The 25,486-nt window shown below is 71.9% G+C and carries 19 protein-coding genes and 1 pseudogene; 14 read left to right on the forward strand and 6 right to left on the reverse strand.

Annotated features, from left to right (window positions below):
- Positions 1-65: 65 nt before the first annotated feature.
- From K7862_RS20315 to K7862_RS20325, 3 genes are read right to left on the reverse strand one after another with little or no spacing between them, the layout of a single operon-like run.
- Positions 66-992, reverse strand: a complete 927-nt coding sequence (locus K7862_RS20315) for an ATP-binding cassette domain-containing protein (RefSeq protein ID WP_222964521.1) — start codon at positions 990-992, stop codon at positions 66-68.
- Positions 989-1,984: an ABC transporter permease gene (locus K7862_RS20320; protein WP_222964523.1), complete on the reverse strand. Its 996-nt coding sequence runs from the start codon at positions 1,982-1,984 to the stop codon at positions 989-991. The genes K7862_RS20315 and K7862_RS20320 overlap by 4 nt, the downstream gene beginning before the upstream one ends.
- Positions 1,985-2,027: 43 nt before the next feature.
- Positions 2,028-3,035, reverse strand: coding sequence for a sugar ABC transporter substrate-binding protein (locus tag K7862_RS20325; protein ID WP_222964525.1), 1,008 nt, complete (start codon positions 3,033-3,035; stop codon positions 2,028-2,030).
- A gap of 203 nt (positions 3,036-3,238) precedes the next feature.
- On the opposite strand from K7862_RS20325, the gene K7862_RS20330 reads away from it, so the two are divergent.
- The 6 genes from K7862_RS20330 (at position 3,239) to K7862_RS20355 (ending at position 8,991) form a co-directional block, all read left to right on the forward strand.
- On the forward strand, positions 3,239-4,216 hold the full coding sequence (locus K7862_RS20330) for a carbohydrate kinase family protein (protein ID WP_222964527.1): 978 nt from the start codon (positions 3,239-3,241) through the stop codon (positions 4,214-4,216).
- A 169-nt stretch (positions 4,217-4,385) separates the two neighbouring features.
- The gene (locus tag K7862_RS20335; protein WP_222964530.1) at positions 4,386-6,791 is read left to right on the forward strand and encodes a glycoside hydrolase family 32 protein; all 2,406 of its coding nucleotides are present in this window, start codon (positions 4,386-4,388) and stop codon (positions 6,789-6,791) included.
- Between the two features lie 248 nt (positions 6,792-7,039).
- Positions 7,040-7,417, forward strand: coding sequence for a hypothetical protein (locus K7862_RS20340; RefSeq protein WP_222964532.1), 378 nt, complete (start codon positions 7,040-7,042; stop codon positions 7,415-7,417).
- Positions 7,418-7,420: 3 nt separating this feature from the next.
- Positions 7,421-8,062, forward strand: coding sequence for a class F sortase (locus K7862_RS20345; protein ID WP_222964534.1), 642 nt, complete (start codon positions 7,421-7,423; stop codon positions 8,060-8,062).
- A gap of 52 nt (positions 8,063-8,114) precedes the next feature.
- Complete coding sequence (locus K7862_RS20350) at positions 8,115-8,612, forward strand: RNA polymerase sigma factor (RefSeq protein WP_222964536.1); 498 nt, start codon at positions 8,115-8,117, stop codon at positions 8,610-8,612.
- Positions 8,596-8,991 carry a hypothetical protein gene (locus tag K7862_RS20355; RefSeq protein WP_222964538.1) on the forward strand — a complete coding sequence of 132 codons (396 nt, stop codon included), beginning with the start codon at positions 8,596-8,598 and terminating at the stop codon, positions 8,989-8,991. The genes K7862_RS20350 and K7862_RS20355 overlap by 17 nt, the downstream gene beginning before the upstream one ends.
- A gap of 105 nt (positions 8,992-9,096) precedes the next feature.
- Here the strand turns inward: K7862_RS20355 and K7862_RS37715 are convergent, their stop codons facing one another.
- Entirely contained in the window at positions 9,097-10,293 is a 1,197-nt protein-coding gene (locus K7862_RS37715) for an NEW3 domain-containing protein (RefSeq protein WP_308012086.1), read from the reverse strand.
- Positions 10,285-11,907: pseudogene (locus K7862_RS37720) on the reverse strand (glycoside hydrolase family 27 protein); the annotation flags it as partial. The gene K7862_RS37715 and the pseudogene K7862_RS37720, both read right to left, overlap by 9 nt.
- Here K7862_RS37720 and K7862_RS20365 point away from each other — a divergent pair.
- The 6 genes from K7862_RS20365 to K7862_RS20390 all read left to right on the forward strand — a co-directional run bounded on the left by K7862_RS20365 (position 11,860) and on the right by K7862_RS20390 (position 22,263).
- Positions 11,860-12,867 carry a LacI family DNA-binding transcriptional regulator gene (locus K7862_RS20365; RefSeq protein ID WP_222964540.1) on the forward strand — a complete coding sequence of 336 codons (1,008 nt, stop codon included), beginning with the start codon at positions 11,860-11,862 and terminating at the stop codon, positions 12,865-12,867. The pseudogene K7862_RS37720 and the gene K7862_RS20365 sit on opposite strands and share 48 nt — an antisense overlap.
- A 283-nt stretch (positions 12,868-13,150) precedes the next feature.
- The gene (locus K7862_RS20370; protein ID WP_222964543.1) at positions 13,151-14,494 is read left to right on the forward strand and encodes an ABC transporter substrate-binding protein; all 1,344 of its coding nucleotides are present in this window, start codon (positions 13,151-13,153) and stop codon (positions 14,492-14,494) included.
- 7 nt (positions 14,495-14,501) lie between these two features.
- Positions 14,502-15,458 (forward strand): carbohydrate ABC transporter permease, encoded by a 957-nt coding sequence (locus K7862_RS20375; protein WP_222964545.1) that lies wholly within the window; start codon positions 14,502-14,504, stop codon positions 15,456-15,458.
- A gap of 62 nt (positions 15,459-15,520) precedes the next feature.
- Positions 15,521-16,327 (forward strand): carbohydrate ABC transporter permease, encoded by an 807-nt coding sequence (locus K7862_RS20380; protein WP_222964595.1) that lies wholly within the window; start codon positions 15,521-15,523, stop codon positions 16,325-16,327.
- A 130-nt stretch (positions 16,328-16,457) separates the two neighbouring features.
- Positions 16,458-19,184: a glycoside hydrolase family 38 N-terminal domain-containing protein gene (locus tag K7862_RS20385; protein WP_222964547.1), complete on the forward strand. Its 2,727-nt coding sequence runs from the start codon at positions 16,458-16,460 to the stop codon at positions 19,182-19,184.
- A 91-nt stretch (positions 19,185-19,275) separates the two neighbouring features.
- Positions 19,276-22,263 carry a glycoside hydrolase family 2 TIM barrel-domain containing protein gene (locus tag K7862_RS20390; protein ID WP_504740056.1) on the forward strand — a complete coding sequence of 996 codons (2,988 nt, stop codon included), beginning with the start codon at positions 19,276-19,278 and terminating at the stop codon, positions 22,261-22,263.
- An 81-nt stretch (positions 22,264-22,344) separates the two neighbouring features.
- Here K7862_RS20390 and K7862_RS20395 read toward each other — a convergent pair whose 3' ends face one another.
- Complete coding sequence (locus tag K7862_RS20395) at positions 22,345-23,340, reverse strand: Gfo/Idh/MocA family protein (protein ID WP_222964549.1); 996 nt, start codon at positions 23,338-23,340, stop codon at positions 22,345-22,347.
- Positions 23,341-23,503: 163 nt separating this feature from the next.
- On the opposite strand from K7862_RS20395, the gene K7862_RS20400 reads away from it, so the two are divergent.
- Complete coding sequence (locus K7862_RS20400; RefSeq protein ID WP_222964551.1) at positions 23,504-24,247, forward strand: GntR family transcriptional regulator; 744 nt, start codon at positions 23,504-23,506, stop codon at positions 24,245-24,247.
- A 280-nt stretch (positions 24,248-24,527) separates the two neighbouring features.
- Positions 24,528-25,484 (forward strand): TIM barrel protein, encoded by a 957-nt coding sequence (locus tag K7862_RS20405; protein ID WP_222964553.1) that lies wholly within the window; start codon positions 24,528-24,530, stop codon positions 25,482-25,484.
- Positions 25,485-25,486: the final 2 nt, after the last annotated feature.

Genomic DNA, 25,486 nt, shown 5'->3' on the forward strand with positions numbered 1-25,486 from the left:
GCGTTACGGTCTCGGGCCCGGCGCGCGGGCACGCGCCGGGCCCGTGGTGCACGTGGGGGGCTGGGTCAACTCCGCCGCACGCCTGCGGCGGCTGCGGCGTCGTCGTCCGCGACGACGGTACCGCCGTCGGCTGTGACGCTGAGTGCGCCGGTCATGATGGCCACCACCTCCGGCATGGTGTAGTCGCGCGGATCGATCAGGGCCGCGCGCCGGCCGAGGCGGTGGACGTGGATGCGGTCGGCGATCTCGAAGACATGCGGCATATTGTGGCTGATCAGGATCACCGGTACACCTTTGTCGCGTACGCGACGGATGAGATCCAGTACCTGCGCGGACTCCTTGACGCCGAGCGCGGCGGTCGGCTCGTCCATCACCACGACACTGCGGGCCCAGGCCACCGCCCGGGCGACCGCGACGGCTTGGCGCTGCCCGCCCGACAGGGTCTCGACGGTCTGGCCGATCGAGCCCAGCCTGATCCCGAGCTCGGACATGTACTCGGCGGACTCCCGCCGCATGGCCTTCTTGTCGAGCATCCGGAACACCGTGCCGAGCGGGCCGGCCCTGCGGATCTCGCGCCCCAGGAACATGTTGGCCGCGATGTCCATCGAGGGCGCGACGGCCAGGTCCTGGTAGACCGTCTCGATACCGTGCTGCCTGGCGTCCAGCGGGCCCGCGAACCTGATCGGCTCGCCGTGCAGCCGGATCTCTCCCTCGTCGGGGACGAGTGCGCCGGTCAGCGCCTTGATCAGGCTGGTCTTGCCCGCGCCGTTGTCGCCGATGACCGCCAGGACCTCGCCCGGCAGCAGGTCGAAGTCGGCGCCGTCGATCGCGGTGACATGGCCGTAGCGCTTGACCAGCCCGCGGGCGCTGAGCACCGGCGTGACCTGAGGTTCCGCCGGCTCGGCGGAGGTCCTGCCGGCCCCCGGGTGTTCGTCGTCCTGGCGCTTCGGAGGCTGCTGGCCGGCCGGTCCCGCGGCCGCGGAGTCGTTCATCGTGTCCTCTTCCGTGAGAGCTGGTCGACGGTGACCGCGAGAATCACCAGGACGCCGGTGACGAGCGTCTGGTAGACGGATGAGACGCCCATGAGCTGCAGGCCGTTGCGGAAGACCCCGACGATGAGCACGCCGACGAACGTGCCGAGGACCGTGCCGCGTCCACCGAACAGACTGGTGCCTCCGAGCACGACCGCGGTGATGCTGTCGAGGTTCTCCGTCTGTCCGGCCTGCGGGTCGCCGACGCCGGTCCGTGACACCAGCAGCAGCGCGGCCACGCCGTAGACGAGCCCGGCCACCGCGTAGACGCCGACGGTCAGGCGGGTGACCCGGATACCGCTCAGGCGCGCGCTCTCCGCGCTGTTGCCGAGCGCGTAGACGTGCCGTCCCCACCCGGTGCCGTTGAGCGCGTAGGCGAAGACGAGGAAGAGCGCGACCGTGACGAGCGACCCGTAGGTCACGTCCGTCCTGCCGAGCGGGAAGGTCCTGCCCAGCGCGGTGAGCGGGCCCGGCAGCCCGGTGACCGTCTGCTCGTCGGAGTAGATGTGGGTCAGCGCGAACGCGATGTTGAGCATGCCCAGGGTGACGATGAACGGCGGCAGCGGCACGAGCCGGACCAGCAGGCCGTTGACCAGCCCGAATCCGCCGCAGACCAGGATCCCGATCGCGATGGCCACGAGGGGCGGCAGGCCCGAGTCCACCGCGAGCTTGGCCAGCAGAATGCTGCCGAAGGCCATGACGGCGCCGCAGGACAGGTCGATACCCGCGGTCAGGATGATGAGCGTCTGGCCGATGGCGAGGGTGCCGACCACCATGACCTGCTGAAGGATCAGCGAGAAGTTCCCGCCGGACAGGAACTGGTCGGTGGACAGGGAGAAGAACACCGAGGCGAGGACCAGAGCGGCGAACGGACCCGCCGCCGGCGCGCTGAACAGCCGGCGCGCGATCGCCGGCTCCTTCGCTCGGATCAGGGGCGTGGTGGAGGCAGTCATCAGCTTCCTTGTACGAAGGGGTCGAAGGAGGACGGGCCGGTGCTCAGCCCCAGCAGTTCTGCAGGCCGAAGCCGGTGTCCTTGGCGTCGATGCCCGTCTGCGGATGGTCGGTGATGAGGTTGACACCGGTGTCGGTGTATCCACTCGCCTTCGTGCCGGTCTTCCCGTACGCGGCCACCGCCTTGACGCCGTCGGCGGCCATCTTCAGCGGGTACTGCTGCGCCGTGGCCGCGATCCTGCCGTCCTTGACCGCCTGGACGCCGCTGCAGCCGCCGTCGATCGCGACGATCATGACGTCCTTCTCGCGGCCCTTGGCCTTGATCGCGGTGTAGGCGCCCAGCGCCGCCGGCTCGTTGATGGCGTAGACGAGGTTGATGTCGGGTGACTTCTGCAGGCAGGTCTCCATGGCGGCCTGACCCTTCGCCTGGTCGCCCCCGGTGTCCTGGGAGCAGACGATCGAGGGGTCGGAGTCGGAGACGCCGAAGCCCTTGACGAACCCGTTGTGCCGTTGGACGCCGACCGAGACCCCCGGCGCCAGGTCCATGGTGGCGATCTTCGCCTGCCTGCCCGCCATGGCGGCCTTGGCGTACGCGCCGATCAGCTCGCCGGCCTTCTCGTTGTCGGTGGCGAACAGGGCGTCGGCGGCGCTCTGCGGTTCCAGCGGCGTGTCCAGCGCGATCACCAGCACGCCCTTGGCACGGGCCTTCTGGATCGCGGGCACGATGGCCTTGGAGTCGCTCGGCGTGATGAGCACGCCCTTGACGCCGGCGGCGACCATGTTCTCCAGCGCGGTCACCTGCCCGCTGTTGTCGCCGTCGAACTTGCCGGCGGCCGTCATCAGCGAGACACCCTCGCTCTTGGCGGCCTGCTCGGCGCCCTGCTTCATCTTCACGAAGTACGGGTTGGTGTCGGTCTTCGTGATCAGCCCGACCTTGATCTTCCCGCCGTTGGAGGAGGACGAGCCCGAGCCCGAACCGGAACCGCACGCGGCCAGGGTCAGGGCGAGGCAGGTGAGGCCGGCGGCGACGAACGGACGAGATCTGCGGAACATGGGTTCTCCCGGTGCGACAGACGGGCCGTGACGAGGGGTCAATGGGTGTCATCGATGACACTGTTATCGTTGACACCCGGCTCCGAGAGATGATGGAGTCCCGCTCCGGCAGCGTCAATGCCCCACGCTGATCACGAGTTCGTAACACGACGGCACGCGGTCTGCGCCGCCTGTGCCGCCCTTACGCCCGGAGGAGAACCGTCATGCAAGCATCACCGCAGGTCACCGTGCTCGGGGAATGTGTCGCCGACCTCCTCGCCGAACAGGACGACGGAGAAGCGGGATTGACGTTGCGCATGCTGCCCGGCGGCGGCCCGGCGAACACCGCGGTCGGGCTGGCCCGGCTGGGCACACCCTCCCGGCTGCTCGCCCGGGTGTCCGGCGACCTGTTCGGCCGGCGGATCCGCGCGCACCTGCTGAGCTCGGGGGTCGACCTGTCCGACGCGGTGGCCGCCCGTGAACCCAGCACCCTGGCCATCGCCGACATCGACCCCGAGGGCCAGGCCGCGTACACCTTTCACGCCCGGGGCACTGCCGACTGGCAGTGGACCGGCGCCGAGCTGGCCGCGGCCGGTGTGGGACGGTCGGCGTGCGTGCACTCCGGGTCGCTGGCCCTGACGCTCGACCCCGGCGGTGCGGCGGTGGAGGACTTCCTCGCGGCCGCCCGCGATCGCGCCACCGTCAGCATCGACCCCAACATCCGCACGTCACTGGTGGACGCGGAGCACTACCGGCGGCGACTGCCGGGGTGGTGCGCGCTCGCGGACATCCTGCGGCTGAGCGAGGACGACCTGCGCGAACTGCGTCCGTCGTCCGAACTGGGCGCCGCCTGTGCGGACTTGCATCGTGCCGGGGCCCGCCTGGTGGTGGTCACCCGGGGTGCCGACGGTGCCGTGGTCTCCCTGGACGGCGCGCGGGCGACGATACCGGGCGTGGCCGTCGACGTCGTCGACACGGTCGGCGCCGGGGACTCGTTCACCTCCGGACTGCTGCACCGGCTCGGCGTCCGCGGACTGCTGGGCGGCCGGCTGGACGGGGCGACGCTCGACGACGTGGCCGACGCCTGCCGGTACGCCGCCCGTGTGGCCGCTCTGACCTGCTCCGTCGCCGGTCCGAACCCGCCCTGGGCGCACCAGGTCGACGCTGTCATGGATGACGTGGACTCACTGGCCGCACCGTGATCCCCGTCGGGCGCGGCCCCAGAAATTCGGTGACGACGTGTTGACGGGCTGCGCACGGCGGCCCCACGATCTGATCTCAGCCGGGTCTCGCCCACGCATGTCATCGATGGCATGTGTCATCGATGACACTCGGTCTCACGATTCATCGAGTCGAAAATGGTGAGGTGCAATGCGTCGAAGAGCCCGCCGGATCTGGGTTCTCCTGGTCGCCCTCGCGGCCAGTCTGACGGTCTTTCTGCCCGCAACGCCCGCGGCGGCGGGGACGGCATGGGACTATCCCGAGTTCCCGTACGCCCCCACCACCTACAGCGAGCCGTTCCGCGGTCAGTTCCACTTCAGTTCGCAGTCCGGGTGGATGAACGACCCGAACGGCCTGGTGTACGCGAACGGGGAGTACCACTTCTTCTACCAGCACAATCCGCACGGTCTGGCCTGGGACACGATGCACTGGGGCCACGCCACGAGCACCGACCTGGTGCACTGGACGCAGAAGCCGATCGCCATGGAGCCCGGAGTGCAGCCCGGCACGCTCTTCTCCGGCGGGGGAGTCGTCGACCGGGACAACACCTCGGGGCTGAAGACCGATTCACTCGACCCCATCGTCGTCTTCTCCAACACCGACGGCGTCAGCGTCTACTACAGCAACGACAACGGGCAGAGCTTCCAGGCCTACGACAAGGGCCGCAAGGTCGTCACGGTGCCGGACGGCGTGACCAGCCGCGACCCCAAGGTGACCTGGGACGCGGCACGTCACCGCTGGGTGATGGTCTTCTGGTCCGACGAGGGCGGCAACGGCGTCAGCGTCTACACGTCGACCAACCTGACCGACTGGACCTTCGCCAGCCGGTATCACGCCCCCTGGCTGTTCGAGTGCCCCGACCTCTTCCCGCTGCCGCTGGACGGTGACACCTCGCGGCAGAAGTGGATCCTGACCACCGCCTCCAGCCAGTACGTCGTGGGCGACTTCGACGGAACGACCTTCACCACCGATCAGAGCACTCCGCAGACGATGGTCAACGGCGACTTCTACGCCGCGGAGACGTTCACCGACACCCCGGACGGCGCGACCGTCCAGATGGGCTGGCAGCGCGGCAACCAGGGCAGCACCTGGACCGGTGACGCCTCCTTCCCCGTCGACCTCGGCCTGGTCAGCACGCCGGACGGCCCCCGCATCACGCGCACCCCCGTGAGCTCCCTGGCCTCGCTGGCCACCTCGCCCCAGACCTGGACCAACGAGAAGGTCACCGCGTCGGGCAACCTGTTGTCCGGCGTCCAGGCCGACACCTACGAGATCACCGCGCAGTTCGACGTCAAGAACACCACCGCCAAGCAGTTCGGATTCGACCTGCACGCCCGTTCCGACGGCTCGGCCGACCGCACCGTTCTGTACGACACCGCCGCGCAGACGCTCTACGGGCATCCGCTCAAGCCCCGGAACGGCAAGGTGACGATGCGCCTCCTCGTCGACCGCGGCCAGTTGGAGATCTTCGCCGACGACGGCCTGTACTCGGTGGCGGACACCGTCAACTTCGACTCCTCGGCCGACAGCCAGGGCATCCGCCTCTACACCACCGGCGGCAGCGTCAAGCTCACCACGGCGACCTTCACGCGGCTCAACACCAGCTGGGGGACCGGTCAGTCGACACTGCAGAGCGATCTCTCCGGACCGTGGCACGCCGCGGGCGGCGCGTGGAGCGACGTCAGTGGAGGTAAGCAGGGCTCGTCCGGCGGCGACGGTTTCTATCTGAGCAACACCAGTGGCGGCGACGCCGTCTACCAGGGCGACATCACTCTGGGCACCGCCCAGGCCGCGGGCCTGACCTTCCACGCGAACGCCTCAGGCGCGGGCTACACCGCCACCCTGGACAGGTCCGGCGTGGTCAAACTGTGGCGCCCCGGCAAGGACATCGCCACCTACGCCATGCCGATCACCGGCAGCCGCGCCTACCACGTCACAGTCCGCACCGACGGCACACGCATCCGCGTCTATCTCGACAACGCGGCCACTCCCGTCATCGACGCCACCGACAGCACCTACGCCAGCGGTCGCTTCGGTGCGAACGTCTTCAACGGACAGGCCACAGTGCAGAATCTCGACGTCGGTGACGGCGGCTTCCAGGCGTTCGCCTCCGGGGCGTGGACCCCGGTGAGCGGCACGTGGACGGTCACTCCGGCCGGCCTGCGCGGCAGTTCCTCCGGTGACGGCTTCTATCTCAGCGACCGCACGGGCTCCGACTTCACCTATCAGGGCGATGTCTCGGTGACCAACGGGGCGGCCACCGGACTGACGTTCCGCGCCGGTGCCGACGGCGCGGGTTACACCGCCACGCTCGACACGACGGGCGTCGTCAAACTGTGGCGCCCCGGCAAGGACATCGCCGTCCAGAGCACCCCGATCACGGAGGGACGCACCTACCATCTGAGGATCCGGACGGACGGCGCCCGCATCCGTGTCTGGCTCGGCTCCGCCACCGACCCCGTCATCGACGCGACCGACACCACCTACACCAGCGGCCGCTTCGGAGTGAACGCGTTCGGCGGCAACGTGGTGGCCCAGAACCTCACGGTGTCCTGACCGCGCGCCGTCCGACCCTGCCCGCTGCCGTCCCCGGACGAACCCCGGGGGCGGCAGCGGACGTTTCCCCTCGCGGCACGCGGCACGCGGCACGCGGCACGCGGCCCGCAGGCAGGGCATGATCGCGACTTTGCCATCTCTTTACAGCACGGCCCGGGAGCGGTTCGTCTCTCCGTCTGATTGCACACCGCAAGCAGCCCGGCGTCCTCACCACAGGGGGCCCCGGGCCGAAGGACAGGAGAGTTCTCATGCGCGCACGGTCCATCGTGGCCGCCGCGGTCTGCGCCGCGGCGCTGGCCACCGGCGGGGCCGGAACGGCCTTCGCCGACGGCGGTACGCCCGCACCCACGCCGTCGGCCACCGCCGCGGCCAGCACGCCGGCCCCCACCGCGTCGAGCGCCAACGGCTCCGCCAGCACCCCGGCGCCCGTCGCCTCGCCCACCGCGACGACGCGCGGCGGCAACCAGGTCGGCACGATGCCCTCGGGCGCCCCCGACACCGGCGTGCCGACGCCGGCTTCCGGGTCGAACGCGGCGGAGACGGGCGCGCTGGCCGGGGCGGGCGTGCTCGTCCTCGGCGCGGGAGCGCTCGCGCTCCGGCGCCGCAGGCTCCAGGGCCGGGGCTGACCCATGGGGACGTCCCGGCCGATCGCGCTCGGCACCCTCGTCGCGGCCGCCTGTCTCACCGGTCTGCTCGCGGGGTGCGGTGGCGCGCCGAGCGCGGCACCCGCGGCGGCCGGGACGACCCGCCTTCCCTCCCCGGACGCCGGCTCGCGACCGTCCGCCGGCGCGGCGGCGCTCCGGCCGGCAGCCCGCTCGGTACCCGTGCGCCTCCAGATCCCGGACATCGCGGTCGACACCCCGGTGATGGGTCTGGGCCTGGCCTCCGACGGGACCGTCGAGGTGCCACCGGTCAGGGCGCACTCCCCGGCGGGCTGGTACCGGGGCTCGCCCACACCCGGCCAGATCGGGCCCTCGGTCCTCCTGGGACACGTCACCGTCGGGCGCTACGGAGACGGCGTCTTCCTGAAACTGTCCCGGCTGACGCCCGGAGCCCGCATCGTCGTCGGTCTGCGCGACGGCGTCTCCACCACGTTCACGGTGGACGCGGTGCGCACCGTCGCCAAGGACCGGTTCCCGACCCAGGCCGTCTACGGGAACACCGACCGTCCCGAGGTGCGCCTGATCACCTGCGGCGGCCCGCGCACCGGCAGCGGCTACCTCGACAATGTGATCGTCTTCGCGTCGCTGACCGCCGTCACGCCGCCGTGACGTCCCCCGCTGTGATGACCTTCCCCCCACCGAACCCTTCCTCTGGAGCACGTTGAGCCCGTCCAAGGACCGGGCAGCCGCCGAGCTGTTCGCCGCCCTCTACGCCGACCTCGCCGGCTGGTGCCGCCGCCTGGTCGACGACGACGGAACGGCCCACGAGATCGCGTCCGAGGCGTTCGCCCGCCTGTGGCTGCGCTGGAGCGACGTCGAGGAGCCGCGCGGCTTCCTCTACGTGACGGCGGCCAACCTGGTGCGCGACCACTGGCGCAAGACCGACCGTGAACGCCGGGCGCTGCGCCGCGCCGGAACCGAGGCCGGGCTGGCCCCGCGCGAGCCGGGCGCGGAGACGTCGGTGCCGGTGCGGCTGATCGTGCAGTCGATGCCCGAGAAGCTGCGGACCGTCGTCCTGCTGTACTACTTCGCCGACCTGCCGGTCAGGGACATCGCGTCCCTGACCAAGCGCAAGGAAGGGACCATCAGGGGCGATCTCCACGCCGCCCGCGAGTATCTGCGTGCCGTACTGGGAGAACGTTGTGATCACACGCATTGAGCACTGGGAGGAGCCCGGTGACGAGGAGCTGGCCGCACGCCTTCTGGAGGGCCATGTGCGGCTGGCGGCGCCTCCCGGCACCTTCGAACGGATCCGCCGCCGCACCGGCCGGCGGCGCGCACTGCGCCGGGCGGCGGCGACCGGTGCGGTGGCCGCCGCGATCGTCACGGTGACCGTCGTGCTGTGGCCCGCCTCGGGCACCCCGCGTCCCGCCCCGGCGACTCCGCTCGCCCCGCCGACGGCCGCTCCCACGCCGGTCCGCGCGACCCCTTCGCCGACCCGCGCCGCTCCGACACCCTCGGCGGCCGCCGGCAGGGCCACCAGCCCGAGTGGCGAGAGAGGCGCGGCGGCCACGCCTTCGCCCGGAGCCCGCCCCTGATCCCCGCAGGGGAACAGCCGCCACCGCGGCCGCGTCTCCCCGGCACGAAGGACCGGCGCCCGGCTGCCCTCTCGGGCTGCCGGACGCCGGTCGGGGCGGGAGGGATCAGTCGGTGGTGAAGGAGTCGAAGTCCGTCTCACCCGTCGTGCCCGCGGCGTGCGACGTCGCGGTCAGACCCATGTCCTGGGTGGCCGCGGCGGTGGGGAGGGTGATGGTGCCGACGAGGTTCCAGGTGGCGTCGTCGGTGGAGTAGTAGCCGCTGTAGGTGGTGCCGTGGCGGACCAGCTTCAGCCATGACGGGTAGGTGGCGGTGCCGGTGGAGTCCTGGGAGTCCAGCTGGCCGTCGCCGTCGCTGTCCCAGTCCAGGAGGTAGCCGTTGCCGGGCGTCTCGACCAGCGCCAGGTAGCCGGGCGACGCGCCGGCCTTGGTGATGTCGTTGCGGACCATGATCCCGGCCTTCGCCCAGACGTTGGTGTCCGCCTGGGAGTCGATCTTCACCGTGGTCGTGGAGCCGTCGTGTTCGGCGCCCGGCAGGTAGATCGTGCCGTACTCGTCGACGGGGGTGTAGAGGTCGGCGCCCTGTGCCCGGATGCCGAGTCGCGTGCCGGACTGGCTGAAGCTCGCCGTGGTGGAGGCGAACGTCCGGTACGGCGCACCGACGGGGTGGTCGACGGTGATCGTGTCACCGACCGTCAGGTGCGTCGTCGCCGGACCGAAGCGGTACGCACCGGCCGCCCGGAAGGCGCTGGTGGCGAACAGGTCCTCCGACGGCTTGAGGGCGACGGTGTACGTGGCCGACAGAGTGCCGCCCGGCTTGAGGGTGCGCGCATGTGTCGGTGACGTGGTGCTGATGGTCGCGCCGTCCGGGCCGGTCAGGTCCAGAGCCGCGTTCGTGACGGGACGCGAGCCGTTGTCGGAGAGCACCGCGGTGACGGTCCGGGTCGTGCTGTCGCTCGCGGCCGGCGCCCAGTTCAGGGCCAGTGTCACCGACGGGGCGGCGTCGCCGGCGACCTGCCGGGTCGGGTGGACGCGGAGGAGCACCACGCCGTGCGGCGGGACGTCGGCCGCGATCCGGCCGGCCGACTCGGTGGTGCCGTGGTTCCACAGGTCGGTCAGCGCGTAGTCCCGGGAGGAGGGCAGGCCGAGCGCCTGGGCGGTGGTCGCGACCTCTCGGGGCGCCGAGCCGGTGTTGAACAGGCCGACGACCGCGTCGCCGTTCTGCTCGGTCTTGGCGAACACCTGGCCTTCGGCGTCGTCGGAGATCCGCCGCGCGTCGATGCCGTCCTGGTCGACGCCGAGCACGTCGGCGTTCTTCAGCAGGGCGAGGTCGGTCGGGTCGAGGTGGGTCAGGTCGGTGCCGAGCATCAGCGGGGATGCGGCGAGCGACCAGAGACTCATCTGGGTCCTGCGCTCGTCGAGGGTGAGCCCGTCGTCGGCGCCGTTGCCGACCTCCAGCGAGTCGTAGTCGTTGTAGCCGGCGGGCCCGCCGTACGGGGCCCAGGCCGCGACCTGGTCGAAGCGGGAGGTGATGGAGGACCACGAGGTCAGCGGGTAGCTGCTGCCGTCGCGGCCGCAGTAGCACTCGATGTCGCCGCCGGTCCGCCAGCCGTCGGAGAGCTGCTGCCAGGCGGCGGTGTTGTGGATGTCCAGGTTGTTCGACAGCTCCAGGTGGATCGGGCGCCCGGTCTGCTTCAGCGCCTGCGACCAGGCGCGGACGTCACCGATGTCGGGGGTGCCGACACCGTCGATCTTCAGGTAGTCGATGCCCCAGCCCGCGAACTGGCCGGCCCAGGAGTCGACGAAGTCCTGGGCGCCGGGCTTGTCGTAGTCGATGCCGACCATGCCGCCGCAGTTGTAGTTCGCCTCGTCGGCCGTGGTCGCGATGTCGTCGGCGTGGTACGGCGTTCCCTAGATGGCGGTGTTCCGCGCGACGGCCTGCTTGGAGATGCCGGGCGTGACGTACAGGCCGAACTTCAGGCCGAGGGAGTGCACATAGTCCGCGACCGCCTGGATGCCGTTCTCACCGCCCTGGGGCGGGAAAGCGGTCTCGTCGGTGACCCAGCGGCCGTACTGGTCGACGTCCGGGCCCTGCGAGCCCGGGCAGCGGTACCAGAAGTCGTCGACGTTGGCGTAGACGTAACCCTCCTTCGCCAGCCCGCTGTCCTTCAGGGCCTTCGCCTGCGCCTCGATCTTCTGCGCGGTCGGGTTGCGCCGGATGAAGCTCCAACTGCTCCAGCCCAGCGCGGGTTTGGCGGACGTGGTGCCGCTCTCGGCCTGTGCGGCCGGACCGTCGGCCGCGGTGATTCCGGTGGCGAGCAGCAGTGCTCCGGCGAACGCGGCGAGCGCGCCCCGGATCGGTTTCCTCATGGGTGGTGTCCTCCGTCGCAGCGCCCTGACGGCGCGAGAGGGTGGGATGGCGGCACCGGGATGCGGAGGGCGGGAAGGCAGCGGGCGTCGGCTCGGCGCACCACGCTCCCGCACCGCCGGCCCGGCGGAGGGGGCACGGCACGCGGGTCTGCGGAACGTCCCGGAGCCCGCCCGGCTCACTGTCGTCCAGCTGCGCTCGACCACACCAAGTGCGCTCAACATCCACCGCGAGGGAGGATGCAAGCGCACACGATCAAACGCAGGGCAACAGATAGCATCGGATGCCGTGCGCCTGTCAAGAGGCGCGGCGCCGAGCGGACGGGTTCGGCGCGTTCCCGCCGCAACCGTCCCCCGGCGCCCGCGGCCCTGGTCCCCGGAGTCCGGCAGACGCTCCGCGCGCAGGCGAACGCCTGACGGCGCCGACCCGCCCCGGAGGAGAACCTGCGGCATACTCGGGCGACGCGGGCCCCCTCCGCGGCCCGCGAGCAGTGGAGGTGTGTGATGGCGTCGTCGTCGGGACCGGACTCGTCCCGGAGAGTCACGATCCATGATGTCGCCCGGTCCGCCGGGGTCTCGCGGCAGACCGTCTCGCGGGCGCTGAACGGCAAGGACGAGATCGAGCGCTCCACCAAGCAGCGCGTGCTCGACGCCGCCCGCGAACTGGGCTACCGGCCGAGCCGCTTCGCCCGTGGTCTGGTCCGCCAGGACACCACCACGATCGGCCTGGTCATCCCCGACCTGCGCAACCCGTTCTTCACCGAGGTCGCGGCCTCGGCGCTGGAGTCCGCCCGCGCCCGCGGCTGGCACGTGGTCGTCTACGACACCGCCGACCGGCCGGAGGAGGAGCTCGGCACCCTTCAGGTGATCGGCTCGCAGGTGGACGGCGTGGTCGGCTACTTCAGCTGCGCCGAGGACGAGCTCGACCGGTACACCCGCGGCATGCCCATGGTGCTGATCGGCCGCGAGCACCGGATGGCCCGGTTCAGCTCGATCCGGATCGACGGCGAGGCCGGGGTGCACGCGGCCGTCGCGCACCTGGTGGCGCGGGGCCACACCATGATCGGCATGCTCGACCACGACAACCGGGCCGAGCCCAGCCTGCGCCGCGAGTGGTTCACCGCCGCCGCGCTCGCGCACGGCATCGACCCGGGCCGGGTGGCCGGCGCCGGGCAGTCCGCGGACGGCGGGGGAGCAGGGCTGCGGGCCCTGCTCGCCGCCCATCCGGAGGTCACCGCGGTCTTCACGTTCAACGACATCGTCGCGATCGGGGCGTTGCGGGAGGCGCGCCGGCTCGGTCGTGCGGTGCCGGCCGATCTCGCGGTGATCGGCTTCGACGGGCTGCAGCTCGGCGCGCTCATGGAACCCCCGCTCTCGAGCGTCGCGCTCGACACGCGCCGGCTGGGCGCGCTGGCGGTGGAGCAGGTCGGACGGCTGCTGACCGGCGCCGATCCGCTGCCGCCCGAGGATCTCGAGGTCCGCGCCGAGCTCCGGCTGGCCGGTTCCGCCTGAGTCTCCGGCCTCAGGATTGACCCGTATGTCTTGACATTCGTCTGCGGCCGAGCGCAGACTTCCGAGCAATTCACGAGCGCCCGTGAACGTTCCCGTGAACGTTCACGGAACGGGTTCACCAGCCCGCTCCCCGGCGCTCGGCGCTCGGTGCGGCGCCGCCCGTGTCCGCACCAGCCGGCGCCGAGGACGTGATTCCAACCAGCAGGCCCACAAGGAGCAGCCCGCCTTGAGGTGTCAACGTCGACCGGTCCGGCACTGGAGCTGGACGCCCTGGAAGGAAGTCATGAGAAACACCGCCTCGCACGTCCGCCTTGCCGCCGCGCTCACCGCGGCGGCGAGCGTCGCCGTGCTCGCCGGCTGCTCGTCGTCGTCCGGCCACTCGGGCAGCTCCGTGGCCGCGGCCTCCTGCGCGCCCGCGAAGGGCAAGGTCACCCTCCAGTACTGGAACACCGTTCCGGGCATGGACCAGGTCGTCGCTCTGTGGAACAAGCAGAACCCGGACATCCAGGTCCGGACGAAGAACATCTCCAACGACCAGTACGGCACCCTGGGCAACGCCCTCAAGGCGGGAAGCGCCCCCGACCTCGCCCAGGTCGGCTACGACGAACTGCCCAACCTGCGCACCCAGAACGCCTTCGTCGACGCCTCGCAGTGCAGCGCGGCCACCGCCGCCCGCTCGAAGTTCGTGCCCTGGACCTGGTCGCAGGCGAGCTTCGGCAACACCGGCGTCTTCGCCTTCCCGCAGGACACCGGGCCGATGGCGCTCTTCGTGCGCAGCGACATCTTCGCCAAGTACCACCTGCCCGTCCCCAAGACGTGGGACGAGTACGCGTCCGACGCCCAGAAGCTGCACACGGCCGACAAGAACCTCAGCATGACGTTCTTCGACCCGAACAACGCCGAGTGGTTCAACGGCCTGCTGTGGCAGAACAGCGCCAAGATGTACGGCTACAGCGACGACAAGTGGCAGGTCACCGTCGACTCCGTGCAGAGCAGGCAGGTCGCCGACTACTGGCAGAAGCTGATCGACGCCAAGGAGGTGCGCACCGACCTCGCCAACGGCTCCACGCAGATGTACGCGGCGTACCAGAAGGACCAGATCGCCAGCTACGTCGGCGCCGCCTGGGGCTACAGCATGTTCCGCGACAACCTGCCCAGCCAGGCCGGCAAGTGGTCGATCGTGCCGATGCCCACGTGGAGCACGAGCGCGGCGTCCGGCGACTGGGGCGGTTCCACGGTCGCGTTCATGAAGGGCAGCAAGCACCTGTACGAGTCGGTGAAGTTCAACACCTGGCTGAACACCGATCCGCAGGCGCTCGCGCTGGAGAACAAGCTCGGCGGCCTCTACCCCGCGGCCACCGCGGGCCTGCAGCTGCCCGCGCTCTCCCAGGGCGTGCCGTACTACAACAACGAGAAGATCTTCGACGTCTTCGCCCAGTCGTCCAAGGACATCGACACCAGCTTCGCCTGGGGCCCGACCCAGAAGACCGTCAACCTGAGCCTGCAGGACGCGATGGCCAAGGCCGCGGCCGGCAACGGCGCTCTGACCGGCGCGCTGTCCACCGCCCAGGCCACCGCGCTGAAGTCCATGAAGGACCTGGCCATCCCGGCCGAGGCGGGCAAGTGACCGCAGCATGACCGACACCGAAACCCGCGCCGAGCGCGTGGTCGCGGCACCCGATGTCCCCCGTCCCCGCCGCCGTCGCCCCGGCGGCGGCCCGCGGGCGGGGACCATCGCCGCGTTCGTGACACCGTTCTTCCTGCCGTTCGTGCTGTTCTACCTGGTGCCGGTGGGCTACGCGCTGTGGCAGAGCTTCCGGGTCGTGCGCCGCACCGGCGGCCAGTACGGCACCTCGTACACGACGTTCGGAGGCTTCCACCAGTACGGACAGGTGCTGCAGAACAGCGAGTTCTGGTCCAGCATCGGGCGCATCGGGCTCTTCGGTGTCGTGCAGGTGCCCGTCATGCTGTTCGTCGCCCTGATCATGGCGCTGCTGCTGGACACCCCGCTGCTGAAGGCCAAGGCGTTCTTCCGGATCTCGGCGTTCATGCCCTACGCGGTGCCGGGCGTCATCGCCGCGATCATGTGGTCCTACCTGTACTCGCCGCAGCTGAGCCCGGTGGTCGACCTGCTCGGGCACCTCGGCCTGCACCCGGACTTCCTCGGGCCGAGCGCGGTGCTGTGGTCCACGGCGAACGTCTCCACCTGGCTGTGGACCGGCTACAACATGCTGATCATGTTCTCGGCGCTGCAGGCCATCCCGCAGGAGCTCTACGAGGCCGCGAAGCTGGACGGCGCGAGCAACTGGGCCATCGCCTGGCGGATCAAGGTGCCCATCATCGCGCCCTCGATCGTGCTGACCACGGTCTTCTCCATCATCGGCACCCTGCAGCTCTACGCCGAGCCCGCCGTGCTGCGCCAGATCTCCTCGAACATCTCCAGCACGTTCACTCCGAACATGCTCGCCTACGCGGTGGCCTCGGGGAACAACTACCAGCAGGCGGCGGCGATCTCCGTGGTCATCGCGCTCATCACCTTCGTCCTGAGCTTCGGGTTCATGCGACTGACATCGAAGAGGGCCGGACTGTGAGCGACCTGACCGCCCCTCGCCGGTCCGCCTCCCGCGAGAGCCTCGCCAGCCGCAGCGCGGTCATGGCGCTGATGTTCATCCTGGCCGTCTACTTCCTGCTGCCGGTCTACTTCCTGATCGTCGCCGCCACCAAGCCCCAGGGCGATCTGGCCGCCACCAACGGCCTGGCGTTCTCCCACTTCAACCTCTTCGGCAACCTGCACACGCTGTTCACCCGCAGCGACGGCATCTTCCTGAAGTGGGCGATGAACAGCGTGATCTACGCCGTGCTCGGCGCGGGCGTCGGCACGCTGATCTCGGCCATGTGCGGCTACGCGCTGGCCAAGTTCAGCTTCCGCGGCCGGGAGTTCCTGTTCTCCGTAGTGCTCGGCGGGGTCCTGGTCCCCACGACCGCGCTCGCGCTGCCGCTGTTCCTGCTGTTCTCCTCCACCGGACTGGTCAACACCTACTGGGCGGTGTTCCTGCCGAGCATCGTCAGCCCCTTCGGTGTGTACCTCGCCCGGATCTTCGCCGCCGCGGCGGTGCCCGAGGAACTGCTGGAGTCGGCCCGGCTGGACGGCGCGGGCGAGTTCCGCACCTTCTTCTCGGTGTCCTCCCGGCTGATGGCGCCGTCACTGGTGACGATCTTCCTCTTCCAGTTCGTGGCGATCTGGAACAACTTCTTCCTGCCGATGGTCATGCTGCAGAAGGAGTCGCTCTTCCCCGTCACGCTGGGCCTGTTCGAGTGGAACGGGCAGACCGCCCGGGCGCCGTTGCTGCAGGAATCGGTGATCACCGGCTCCCTGGTCTCGATCGTCCCCGTGATCGTCGTCTTCGTGCTGCTCCAGCGGTTCTGGCGCACGGGCCTCGCGGCCGGCTCGCTGAAGTGACCCGGGGCGGTACCGGCGGTCCCGAGCCGTCGTACCGCCCGGACCCGCAGCCGTCCCCTGCCCCCTCTGTTCCCTTGTTTCCTTCGCTCCCTACGGCCGCCAGGCCCTGCCGACAGAAGGTCACCGCCCCATGCGCAACCCCGCCGTCTTCGTCCCCCACTTCCACTGGGACCGGGAGTGGTACGAGCCCTTCCAGGTGTTCCGGCACCGCCTCGTGACCGCCCTCGACACCGTGCTGGACACCGCCGAGGCGCACCCGGACTTCCGGTTCACCGTCGACGGGCAGATGGCCGCGGTCGAGGACTACCTGGAGATGCGGCCCGAGCAGCGCGACCGCGTCGCCGCCCTCGTCGCCGACGGCCGGCTCGCCGTCGGGCCGTGGCTGATCCTGCTCGACGAGTTCCTGTGCTCCGGCGAGACCATCGTGCGCAACCTGCAGATGGGCTGGGCCGCGGCGCAGGACCTCGGCGGCGCCATGCGCATCGGCTACCTGCCCGACATGTTCGGCCATGTGGCCCAGATGCCGCAGATCCTGGCCCGCGCCGGGATCGAGCACGCCGCCCTGTGGCGGGGCGTGCCCGGCACCGTGGACGGCCACGCCTTCCGGTGGCGGGCCCCCGACGGCTCGGAGGTGCGCACCGAGTTCCTCTTCGACGGCTACGACAACGGCCTGGACGTCCTCCTGGTCCCCGAGCACATCGGCCGCGCGCTCGGCGACTACGCCGAGATGACCGCCGGGCGCTGGGGCGGCGACCCCGTGCTCGCGATGGCCGGCACCGACCACAACGCGCCCGACCCGCGGCTGACCGAATGGCTGCACCGCGCCTCCAGTGACGAACGCCCGATCGTCCTGGCCACGCTGGAGGAGTACATCCGGGACCACGTCCGCGACGAAACCACCGCGGTCGTCACCGGCGAGCTGCGCAGCCATGTCCGCGGCAACATCCTGCCCGGTGTGCTCTCGGTCCGGCTCGGACTCAAACAGCGCATGGCCATCGCCGAGCGGACCGTGGACCACGCGGAGCGGGCCGGCGCCCTGTGGGGCGGACACCCGGGCACGCCCTTCCTCACCCTCGCCTGGCACAAGATCATCGAGTCCACCGCGCACGACTCGGTCGTCGGCTCGGGCACCGACGAGACGTGCGAGCAGGTCGAGGCGCGTCTCGCCGAAGCCGCCCAGGCCGCCCGCGCGGTGCGGGACGCGGCTCTGGCCCTGCCCGCCGCGCGGGTGCCGAGCGACGCCCATCTGGTCGCCAACCCCCTGCCGTTCGCCCGCACCGCGCAGATCGAGGTGGATGTCGTCGCACCGGCCGACGGCGGTGTGCTCGCCGCGACGGCCGCCGACGGCTCGCTCCACCCCGTCCAGCTCGTCTCCGAGGCGCCGACCGTGCTCAGCGACGAGCTGATGGACGCCTCCCAGGTCGAGCGGGTGCTGCGCCGCATCCACCGCCGCGAGCTGTTCGGCCGGCTGATCGACTCCTACGAACTGACCCCCGGCTCGCTCGTCTTCCACCTGGCCGAGGTGCCCTCCTCCGGCGCGTTCGACCTGCTGATCCTGCGCCGCAAGGTGGCCGAGGCCGTGGCCGCGCACCCGGGGCAGTGGCGGGTGCTCACCCTGGAGGAGGCCCGCGCGACCGCCCTCGCGCCGGTGCACGTGCCCGCCTCGGGCCTGGCGAGTGTCCGCGTCACGACCGCTGAGCGCGCCCCCGAACCGGCCTTCAACCCCGCCACCGCGGCGGGCCGCACCCTGGCCAACGGCCTGGTCGAGGTGGCCGTTGCCGCCGACGGCACCCTGGACGTGACCGGCGCCGACGGGACGGTGCTGCGAGGCCTGGGCCGGCTCGTCGACGGCGGCGACCGCGGTGACAGCTACAACTACGGGCCCCCGGCCGAGGACGTGCTGGTCTCCGAGCCCACCGAGGTCACCGTCGAGGTCCTGGAGGAGGGCCCGCTGCGGGCCCGCACCCGCGTCACCCGCGTCTACCCCTGGCCCGCCGCCCTCAGCGCGGACCGCGACGTGCGCAGCGCGCGGACCGTGCCCACGCCCGTGGAGACGCTGGTGGAACTGCGGGCGGGCGAACCCTTCGTCCGGCTCACCACCTCCTTCCTCAACCGCTCGGCCGACCACCGCCTGCGGCTGCACGTGCCGCTGCCGGAGCCCGTCGCCGGCTCCGCCGCGGCCGGGCAGTTCGCCGTCACCCCGCGTGGGCTGACCGCCGAGGGCGGCTGGGGCGAGCACCCCCTCCCGACCTTCCCGGCGAGCCAGTTCGTCGCCGCCGGGCCCGCGACGGTGCTGCTCGACCACTCCGCGGAGTACGAGGTCGTGGGCGAGGGCCGCGAACTCGCGGTCACCCTGCTGCGCGCCGTCGGGTCCATCAGCGTCAACATCCACCCCTACCGCGACGAGCCGGCCGCCGGCGAGATCCCCGCACCCGGCGCCCAGGACCTCGGTCTGCGGATCGAGAACCGGCTGGCCGTCCTGCCCTCGGCGCTCGGCTGGCAGCAGGCAGGAGCGGTCGCCGCCGCCGAACTCTTCCGCAACGACGTGCTGGTGGCCCGCGGCACGGCCCCGGCCGGCGGCGCGCTGCCGCGGGACACCGCCGGCATCGCGGTCGAGGGCGCCGACGTGTTCGTCTCGGCGATCCGCACGGTCACCGCGGCCGACGGCGCGGACGGTACCGAGGTACGGCTCGTCGCCATGAGCGACACCGGCGCCGAAGCCCGCGTGAGCGGGGTGTTCACCGAGGCCGCCACCGTCGATCTGCTGGGCCGGGTGCTGTCCGGACCCGCAGCCGCCCCCGGGGCGCTCGAACTCCGGCTCGCCCCCTGGGAGATCCGCACGATCCTGCTGCGCTGAGACCGACCCCCGCCGCACCACGAGGGAGCCCGGCGGCCGCCGTACGGCCGCCGGCGCCCCCGGCCCCCTTTCGAGAAAGAGTCGTCACCTCGTGTCCTCCCTGCGAACCGCCCCCGGCGCCCCGCACGTCGCCGACACCGCTCCCGGGTACGGCGCCCTGCGCCCGGCGCGCTCCTGGCTGCACTCCGACGCCCCCTCCCTGTCGCTCAACGGGCCCTGGCGTTTCCGCCTGTCGCCCACGGCGCACCTCGCGGCGGACTTCGCGGACAGCGCTTTCGACGACAGCGCCTGGGACACCCTGCCGGTGCCCTCCCACTGGGTGCTGGAGGGTGACGGGGCCTACGGCCGGCCGATCTACACCAACGTGCAGTTCCCCTTCCCGATCGACCCGCCCCACGTCCCGGACGAGAACCCGACCGGCGACTACCGCCGTCACTTCGCCCTGCCCGACGACTGGGCGCGCGCCGAAGCCGTCGTGCTGCGTTTCGACGGCGTGGAGTCGCTGTTCCGGGTCTGGGTCAACGGGCGGGAGATCGGCGGCGCGAGCGGCAGCCGGCTGTGCCACGAGTTCGACGTGACCGCGGCCGTCCGGCCGGGCGACAACGTCGTCGCCGTCCGCGTGCACCAGTGGTCGGCGGCCAGTTACGTCGAGGACCAGGACCAGTGGTGGCTGCCGGGCGTGTTCCGCGACGTCACTCTGCACGCCCGGCCCGCCGGCGGCATCGAGGACGTCTGGCTGCGCACCGGATACGAGGACGGCCACGGGCGGATCGACCCCGAGATCACCGCGGACCCGTCCGCCTTCCCCGTCACCCTGCGCGTCCCCGAACTCGGCATCGAGCAGGTCTGGACGGGCCCGGCCGACGTCGCGCCGCTCACCGCGGGCGCGGTGCGGCCCTGGACCGCCGAGGAGCCGCGGCTGTACACCGCGACGGTGTCCGGCGCCGCGGAGACGGTCACCGTGCGGATCGGCTTCCGCACCGTGGAGATCCGCGGCGACCGCTTCCTCGTCAACGGCCGCCGTGTCGTCTTCCACGGCATGAACCGCCACGAGACCCATCCCGAGCGGGGACGGGTCTTCGACGAGGAGCACGCCCGCGCCGACCTGGCCCGCATGAAGCGCTTCAACGTCAACGCGATCCGCACCAGCCACTACCCGCCGCACCCGCGCCTGCTCGACCTCGCCGACGAACTCGGCTTCTGGGTGGTCCTGGAGTGCGACCTGGAGACCCACGGGTTCGACGCGGTCGGCTGGAACGGCAACCCCAGCGACGACCCGGCCTGGCGCACGGCGTACCTGGACCGCATCACCCGTACCGTCGAGCGGGACAAGAACCACCCGAGCATCGTCATGTGGTCGCTGGGCAACGAGGCCGGCACCGGCGCCAACCTGGCCGCGATGGCGTCCTGGGTGCACGCCCGCGACACCGGCCGGCCCGTCCACTACGAGGGCGACCACACCGGCGCCTACACCGACGTCTACTCGCGGATGTACGCCTCGGTCCCCGAGACCGAGCAGATCGGCACCGACGGTTCGGCGGCCCCGCTGCTCGGCTGCACCCCGGCGCAGGGCGCGCGTCAGCGCACCAGGCCCTTCGTACTGTGCGAGTACGCGCACGCCATGGGCAACGGGCCCGGCGCGCTCGACCAGTACGAGGACCTGGTGCACGCCCACCCGCGGCTGCACGGCGGCTTCGTGTGGGAGTGGCGGGACCACGGCATCGCCACCGCCACCGCCGACGGCACCCCGTACTTCGCCTACGGCGGCGACTTCGGCGAGGTGGTCCACGACGGCAACTTCGTGATGGACGGGATGGTCCTCAGCGACGACGTGCCGACCCCGAGCCTGCACGAGTTCAAGGCCGTCGTGCAGCCGCTGCGCTTCTCCTTCACCGCCGACACGGTGGAGATCGCCAACCTCCGGCACTCCGCCGACACCTCGGAACTGCGCTTCCGCTGGCGGGCCGAACACGACGGAGTGCGCGTCGCCGGGGGCGTCCTGGACGTGCCCGTGGTGCCCGCCGGAGGAACGGCGAGCGTGCCGCTGCCGTCCGTGCCGGTGGCCGCGGACGCCGAGACCTGGCTGACCGTCGACGCCGTACTGGCGACCGCGACCGCCTGGGCCCCGGAAGGCCACGAAGTCGCCACCGCCCAGCAGGACCGCTCGCTGCCGCGGCCGGCTGCTCCCGCGCGGCCGCGCGGCGACTGGCGCCCGGCCGAGGGCACCCTGACGCTCGGCATCGCCGAGTTCGCCGCCGGTTCGCTCCGGCGCCTGGCCGGACGGCCCGTCACCGGCCCGAAGCTGGAGCTGTTCCGGGCTCCCACCGACAACGACGAGGGCACCTCCGGAGAGGTCGCGGAGAGCGACGCGAGCATCGCGGGGATCTCCAACGCCGCGCTGTGGCGCCGCGACGGCCTCGACCGGCTGACGACGCGCCGGATGTCGGTGGAGACCACCGAGGGCGCACTGCGCACGGTCGACCGCGTCTCGGCCGCCAACTCCGGGCTGTGGGTGGCCGTGGAGTCGACCTGGTCGCTGGAGGACGGCGAGCTGGAACTGCGGGTGGAGACCGCGCCCTCACGCGGCTGGTCCACGGTGTGGCCGCGGATCGGCGTCCACTTCGAACTGCCCGACGCCGGCGCCCCGGTGGACGGCGCGCAGTGGTTCGGCACCGGCCCGCTGGAGTCGTACCCGGACAGCATGCGCGCGGCCCGCACCGGCCGGTTCACGGCGGGCATCGGGGAGTTGTCGGTGGAGTACGCGCGACCGCAGGAGACCGGGCACCGTTCCCAGGTGCGGGAACTCGTGCTGACCAGCGCGGGAACGGGCGTGCTGCGGGTCACCGCACTCCCCGACGCGCGCGGTCGCCGTCCCGGCTTCAGCCTGGCCCGGCACACCCCGCAGCAGATCGCCCGCGCCGCCCACCCGTTCGAGCTGCCGGCCTCCACGGCCGGGCACCTCATCGTCGACGCGGCCCAGCACGGCCTGGGTTCGCGGGCGTGCGGCCCCGATGTATGGCCGCCGTTCGCGCTGCGGCCGGAGGCCCGCACGATCCGGCTGCGGCTGCGGGCGGGCTGAGCGATGCCGGGCCCGCCACGAGGGCGGCACGCGACCGCGGCAGGAGGCAGGTGCCGCGGTCGCGCGCGCGGGGGCGGGCCGTCAGTCCGGGTCGGCGACGCGGACCGGCCGGCCCTCCAGCCGCGACCGGGTGGCGGCCTCGGCGATCGCCAGGGCCGCGCGGGCGTCCTGCCCGGTGCACGGACTCGGCCGGGTGCCGGCCACCACCTCGGTGAAGGCGGCCAGTTCGGCCCGGTAGGCGTCCTGGAAGCGGTCCATGAAACCGTCGTAGGGAATGCCGGCCGGCCAGGGGGCGCCCTCCGCCGAGGTGAGCGGGCTCTGGTCGGTCAGGCCCGCGGCCAGGGTGCCCTTGGAACCGCACACCTCCAGGCGCACGTCGTAGCCGGCGCCGTTGTAGCGGGTGGCGGTACAGGCGGCCAGGGAGCCGTCGTCCAGCGTCAGCAGGGAGACGGCGGTGTCGACGTCGCCCGCGGCGGCGAAGAAGTCCTCGCCGCGGTTGGCCCCAGTGGCGTAGACCTCGGTGACCTCGCGGCCGGTGACCCAGCGCACGATGTCGAAGTCGTGCACGGAGCAGTCGCGGAAGATGCCGCCGGAGGCCGGGATGTAGCCCGGGTGCGGCGGGGCCGGGTCGGCGGTGACGGCCCGCAGGGTGTGCGTCCAGCCGAGCCGCCCGTCCGTGACGGCCTCGCGCAGCGCCAGGTACCCGGCGTCGAAGCGGCGCTGGAAGCCCACCTGCAGCGGAACCTCGGTTCCGTCGAGCGCGCCGAGCACCGCGTCGGTCTCGGCGAGGGTGCCGGCCACCGGCTTCTCGCAGAAGGTGGGCAGCCCCGCCTTGCGGGCGGCCAGGATCAGTTCGGCGTGAAACGCGGTGGGCGCGGCGATGACCACGCCGTCCAGGTCGGTGTCGAGCAGGGCGTCCAGGTCGGGCGTGTACCGCGCGCCCACCCGGCCGGCCACGGCGCGGGCGGAGCGTTCGTCGGCGTCGTGCACCACGATGCCGGTCACGGCGTCGAGCCCGGCGAGGGTGGCGGCGTGGAATGCGCCGATGCGGCCCGTGCCGATGAGTCCGATGCGCATGTGCGGGTGCCTTTCGTACGGAGCGCCGGGAGCGACCTACTGCTTTCTACTCTTCGGCGGATGACAAGGCAAGAGTTTGTTATGACATATGGACGTACGGATGTAACGCTGCCTGATAGGTCATACTGGCGGGCGTCGGCCGCAGTCGCCAGGAGGGGTGGACGTGGAGTCGCTCGCGCAGCAGATCACCATCGACCGCAGCAGCCCGGTCCCGCTGTACTTCCAGTTCGCCCAGCAGCTGCAGCACCTCATCGAGTCCGGGGCGCTGCCGCCCGGTACCCGGCTGAGCAACGAGGTCGCGATGGCGGACCAGTTCGGGCTGTCCCGCCCGACGATGCGTCAGGCCATGCAGCACCTGGTCGACAAGGGCCTGCTGGCCCGCAAGCGCGGAGTCGGCACCCAGGTGGTGGCGAACCGCATCCGCCGTCAGCTGGAGTTCACCAGCCTCTTCGAGGACCTGGCCCGCGACCGCCGGCGCCCGGCGACCGAGGTGCTCTCCATGGAGACCGTCCCGGCCGGCCCCGAGGTCGCCGCCGCGCTCCAGGTCGAGGAGGGCGCCGAGGTGGTCGCGCTGCGGCGGCTGCGCCTCGCCGACGGCGAACCGATCGCGCTGCTCCACAACCACCTGCCCGCCGGCCTCCTCGACCTCGCGCCGCAGATACTCGCGGGCGCCGGGCTGTACCAGCTCCTGCGCCGCTCGGGCATCGTGCTGAGCACCGCCGACCAGACCATCGGCGCCCGCCGGGCCACCGCCGCCGAGGCCAGGCTGCTGGACGAGAGCCGCGGTGCCACTCTGCTGACCATGGTCCGCACCGCGCGCGACGCCTCCGACCGGCCGGTGGAGTACGGCTCGCACGTCTACCGGGCCTCGCGGTACGCCTTCGAGATGACGGTCGCCGCGCACTGACCCGGCGACCGGGAGCCGGCCGTCATCCGATCGACCCGTCGGAAGTCAGTATGTCAGGACAAACTATTGACATGCCGTCGCCTCGCGAGGGAGGCTCGAGGCGCACACCCGGGCCACCCGCCCGGACACGCAGGACGGGGCGCCCTCCCGCGGCGGGCGCACCAGCGGCACGCCACACCGACACCTACCGGGAAGAGGGACGCGCCATGCGGAGCACGTCGGCCCGCCAGCACCGCCACATCGCCGGGCCGGACACCGGCCGGGCGAAGGGACACCGGTCGTGACCGCCCCTCTCGCCGAGCGCATCGCCGGCGCGCCGATCTCCTGGGGCGTGTGCGAGGTCCCCGGCTGGGGCCACCAGCTCGCCCCGGACACCGTGCTCACCCAGATGCGGGAACTGGGCCTGTCCGCCACCGAGTTCGGCCCCGACGGGTTCCTCCCCGACGCACCCGCCGACAAGGCCGCCGTCCTGGCGGCCCACGGCCTGCGCGCTGTGGGCCAGTTCGTGCCCGCCGTCCTGCACGATCCCGGCCACGACCCGCTGCCGGAGGTCGAGGCCGCGATCGCCGGCCTGGTCGCCGCCGACGCCGGCACCGTGGTCGTCGCCGCGGCGACCGGAACCGACGGCTACGACGCCCGCCCCGCGCTGGACGACGCGGGATGGGCCTGCCTGCTCGGCAACCTCGACCGGATCTCCGCAGCCGCCTCGGCCGCGGGCCTGACCGCGACCCTCCACCCGCACGTCGGCACCATGGTCGAATCCGGCGTTGAGACCCAGCGCGTGCTGGACGGCAGCGGCATCGGGCTCTGCCTGGACACCGGCCACCTGCTCATCGGCGGCGGCGACCCCGTGGCCCTGGCCGCCACCCATCCGCACCGCATCGCCCACGTCCACCTGAAGGACGTCCGCAGCACCCTCGCCGACCGGGTCCGCTCCGGCGACATCCCGTACGCCACGGCCGTCGGCCAGGGGATGTACGTGCCGCTCGGCGCCGGGGACGTCGACATCGCCGCCATCGTCCGGCTGCTGGAGAACGCCGGATACGCCGGCTGGTACGTGCTGGAACAGGACACCGTGCTGCACGCGGCCCCCGGTGAGTCCGGCGGCGCCGACCCGCGCGACGACGTCCGCGCCTCGGTGGCCCACCTCGTCGCTGTGGCGGCGGAGACGGCGGAGGCGGCGGAAGCGACGGGGACGGCGGGGACGGCCCCCACCCCGGATCCGGCGGGGGAGTGACG

The sequence above is a fragment of the Actinacidiphila acidipaludis genome (assembly GCF_019890725.1).
Lineage (GTDB): Bacteria > Actinomycetota > Actinomycetes > Streptomycetales > Streptomycetaceae > Actinacidiphila > Actinacidiphila acidipaludis.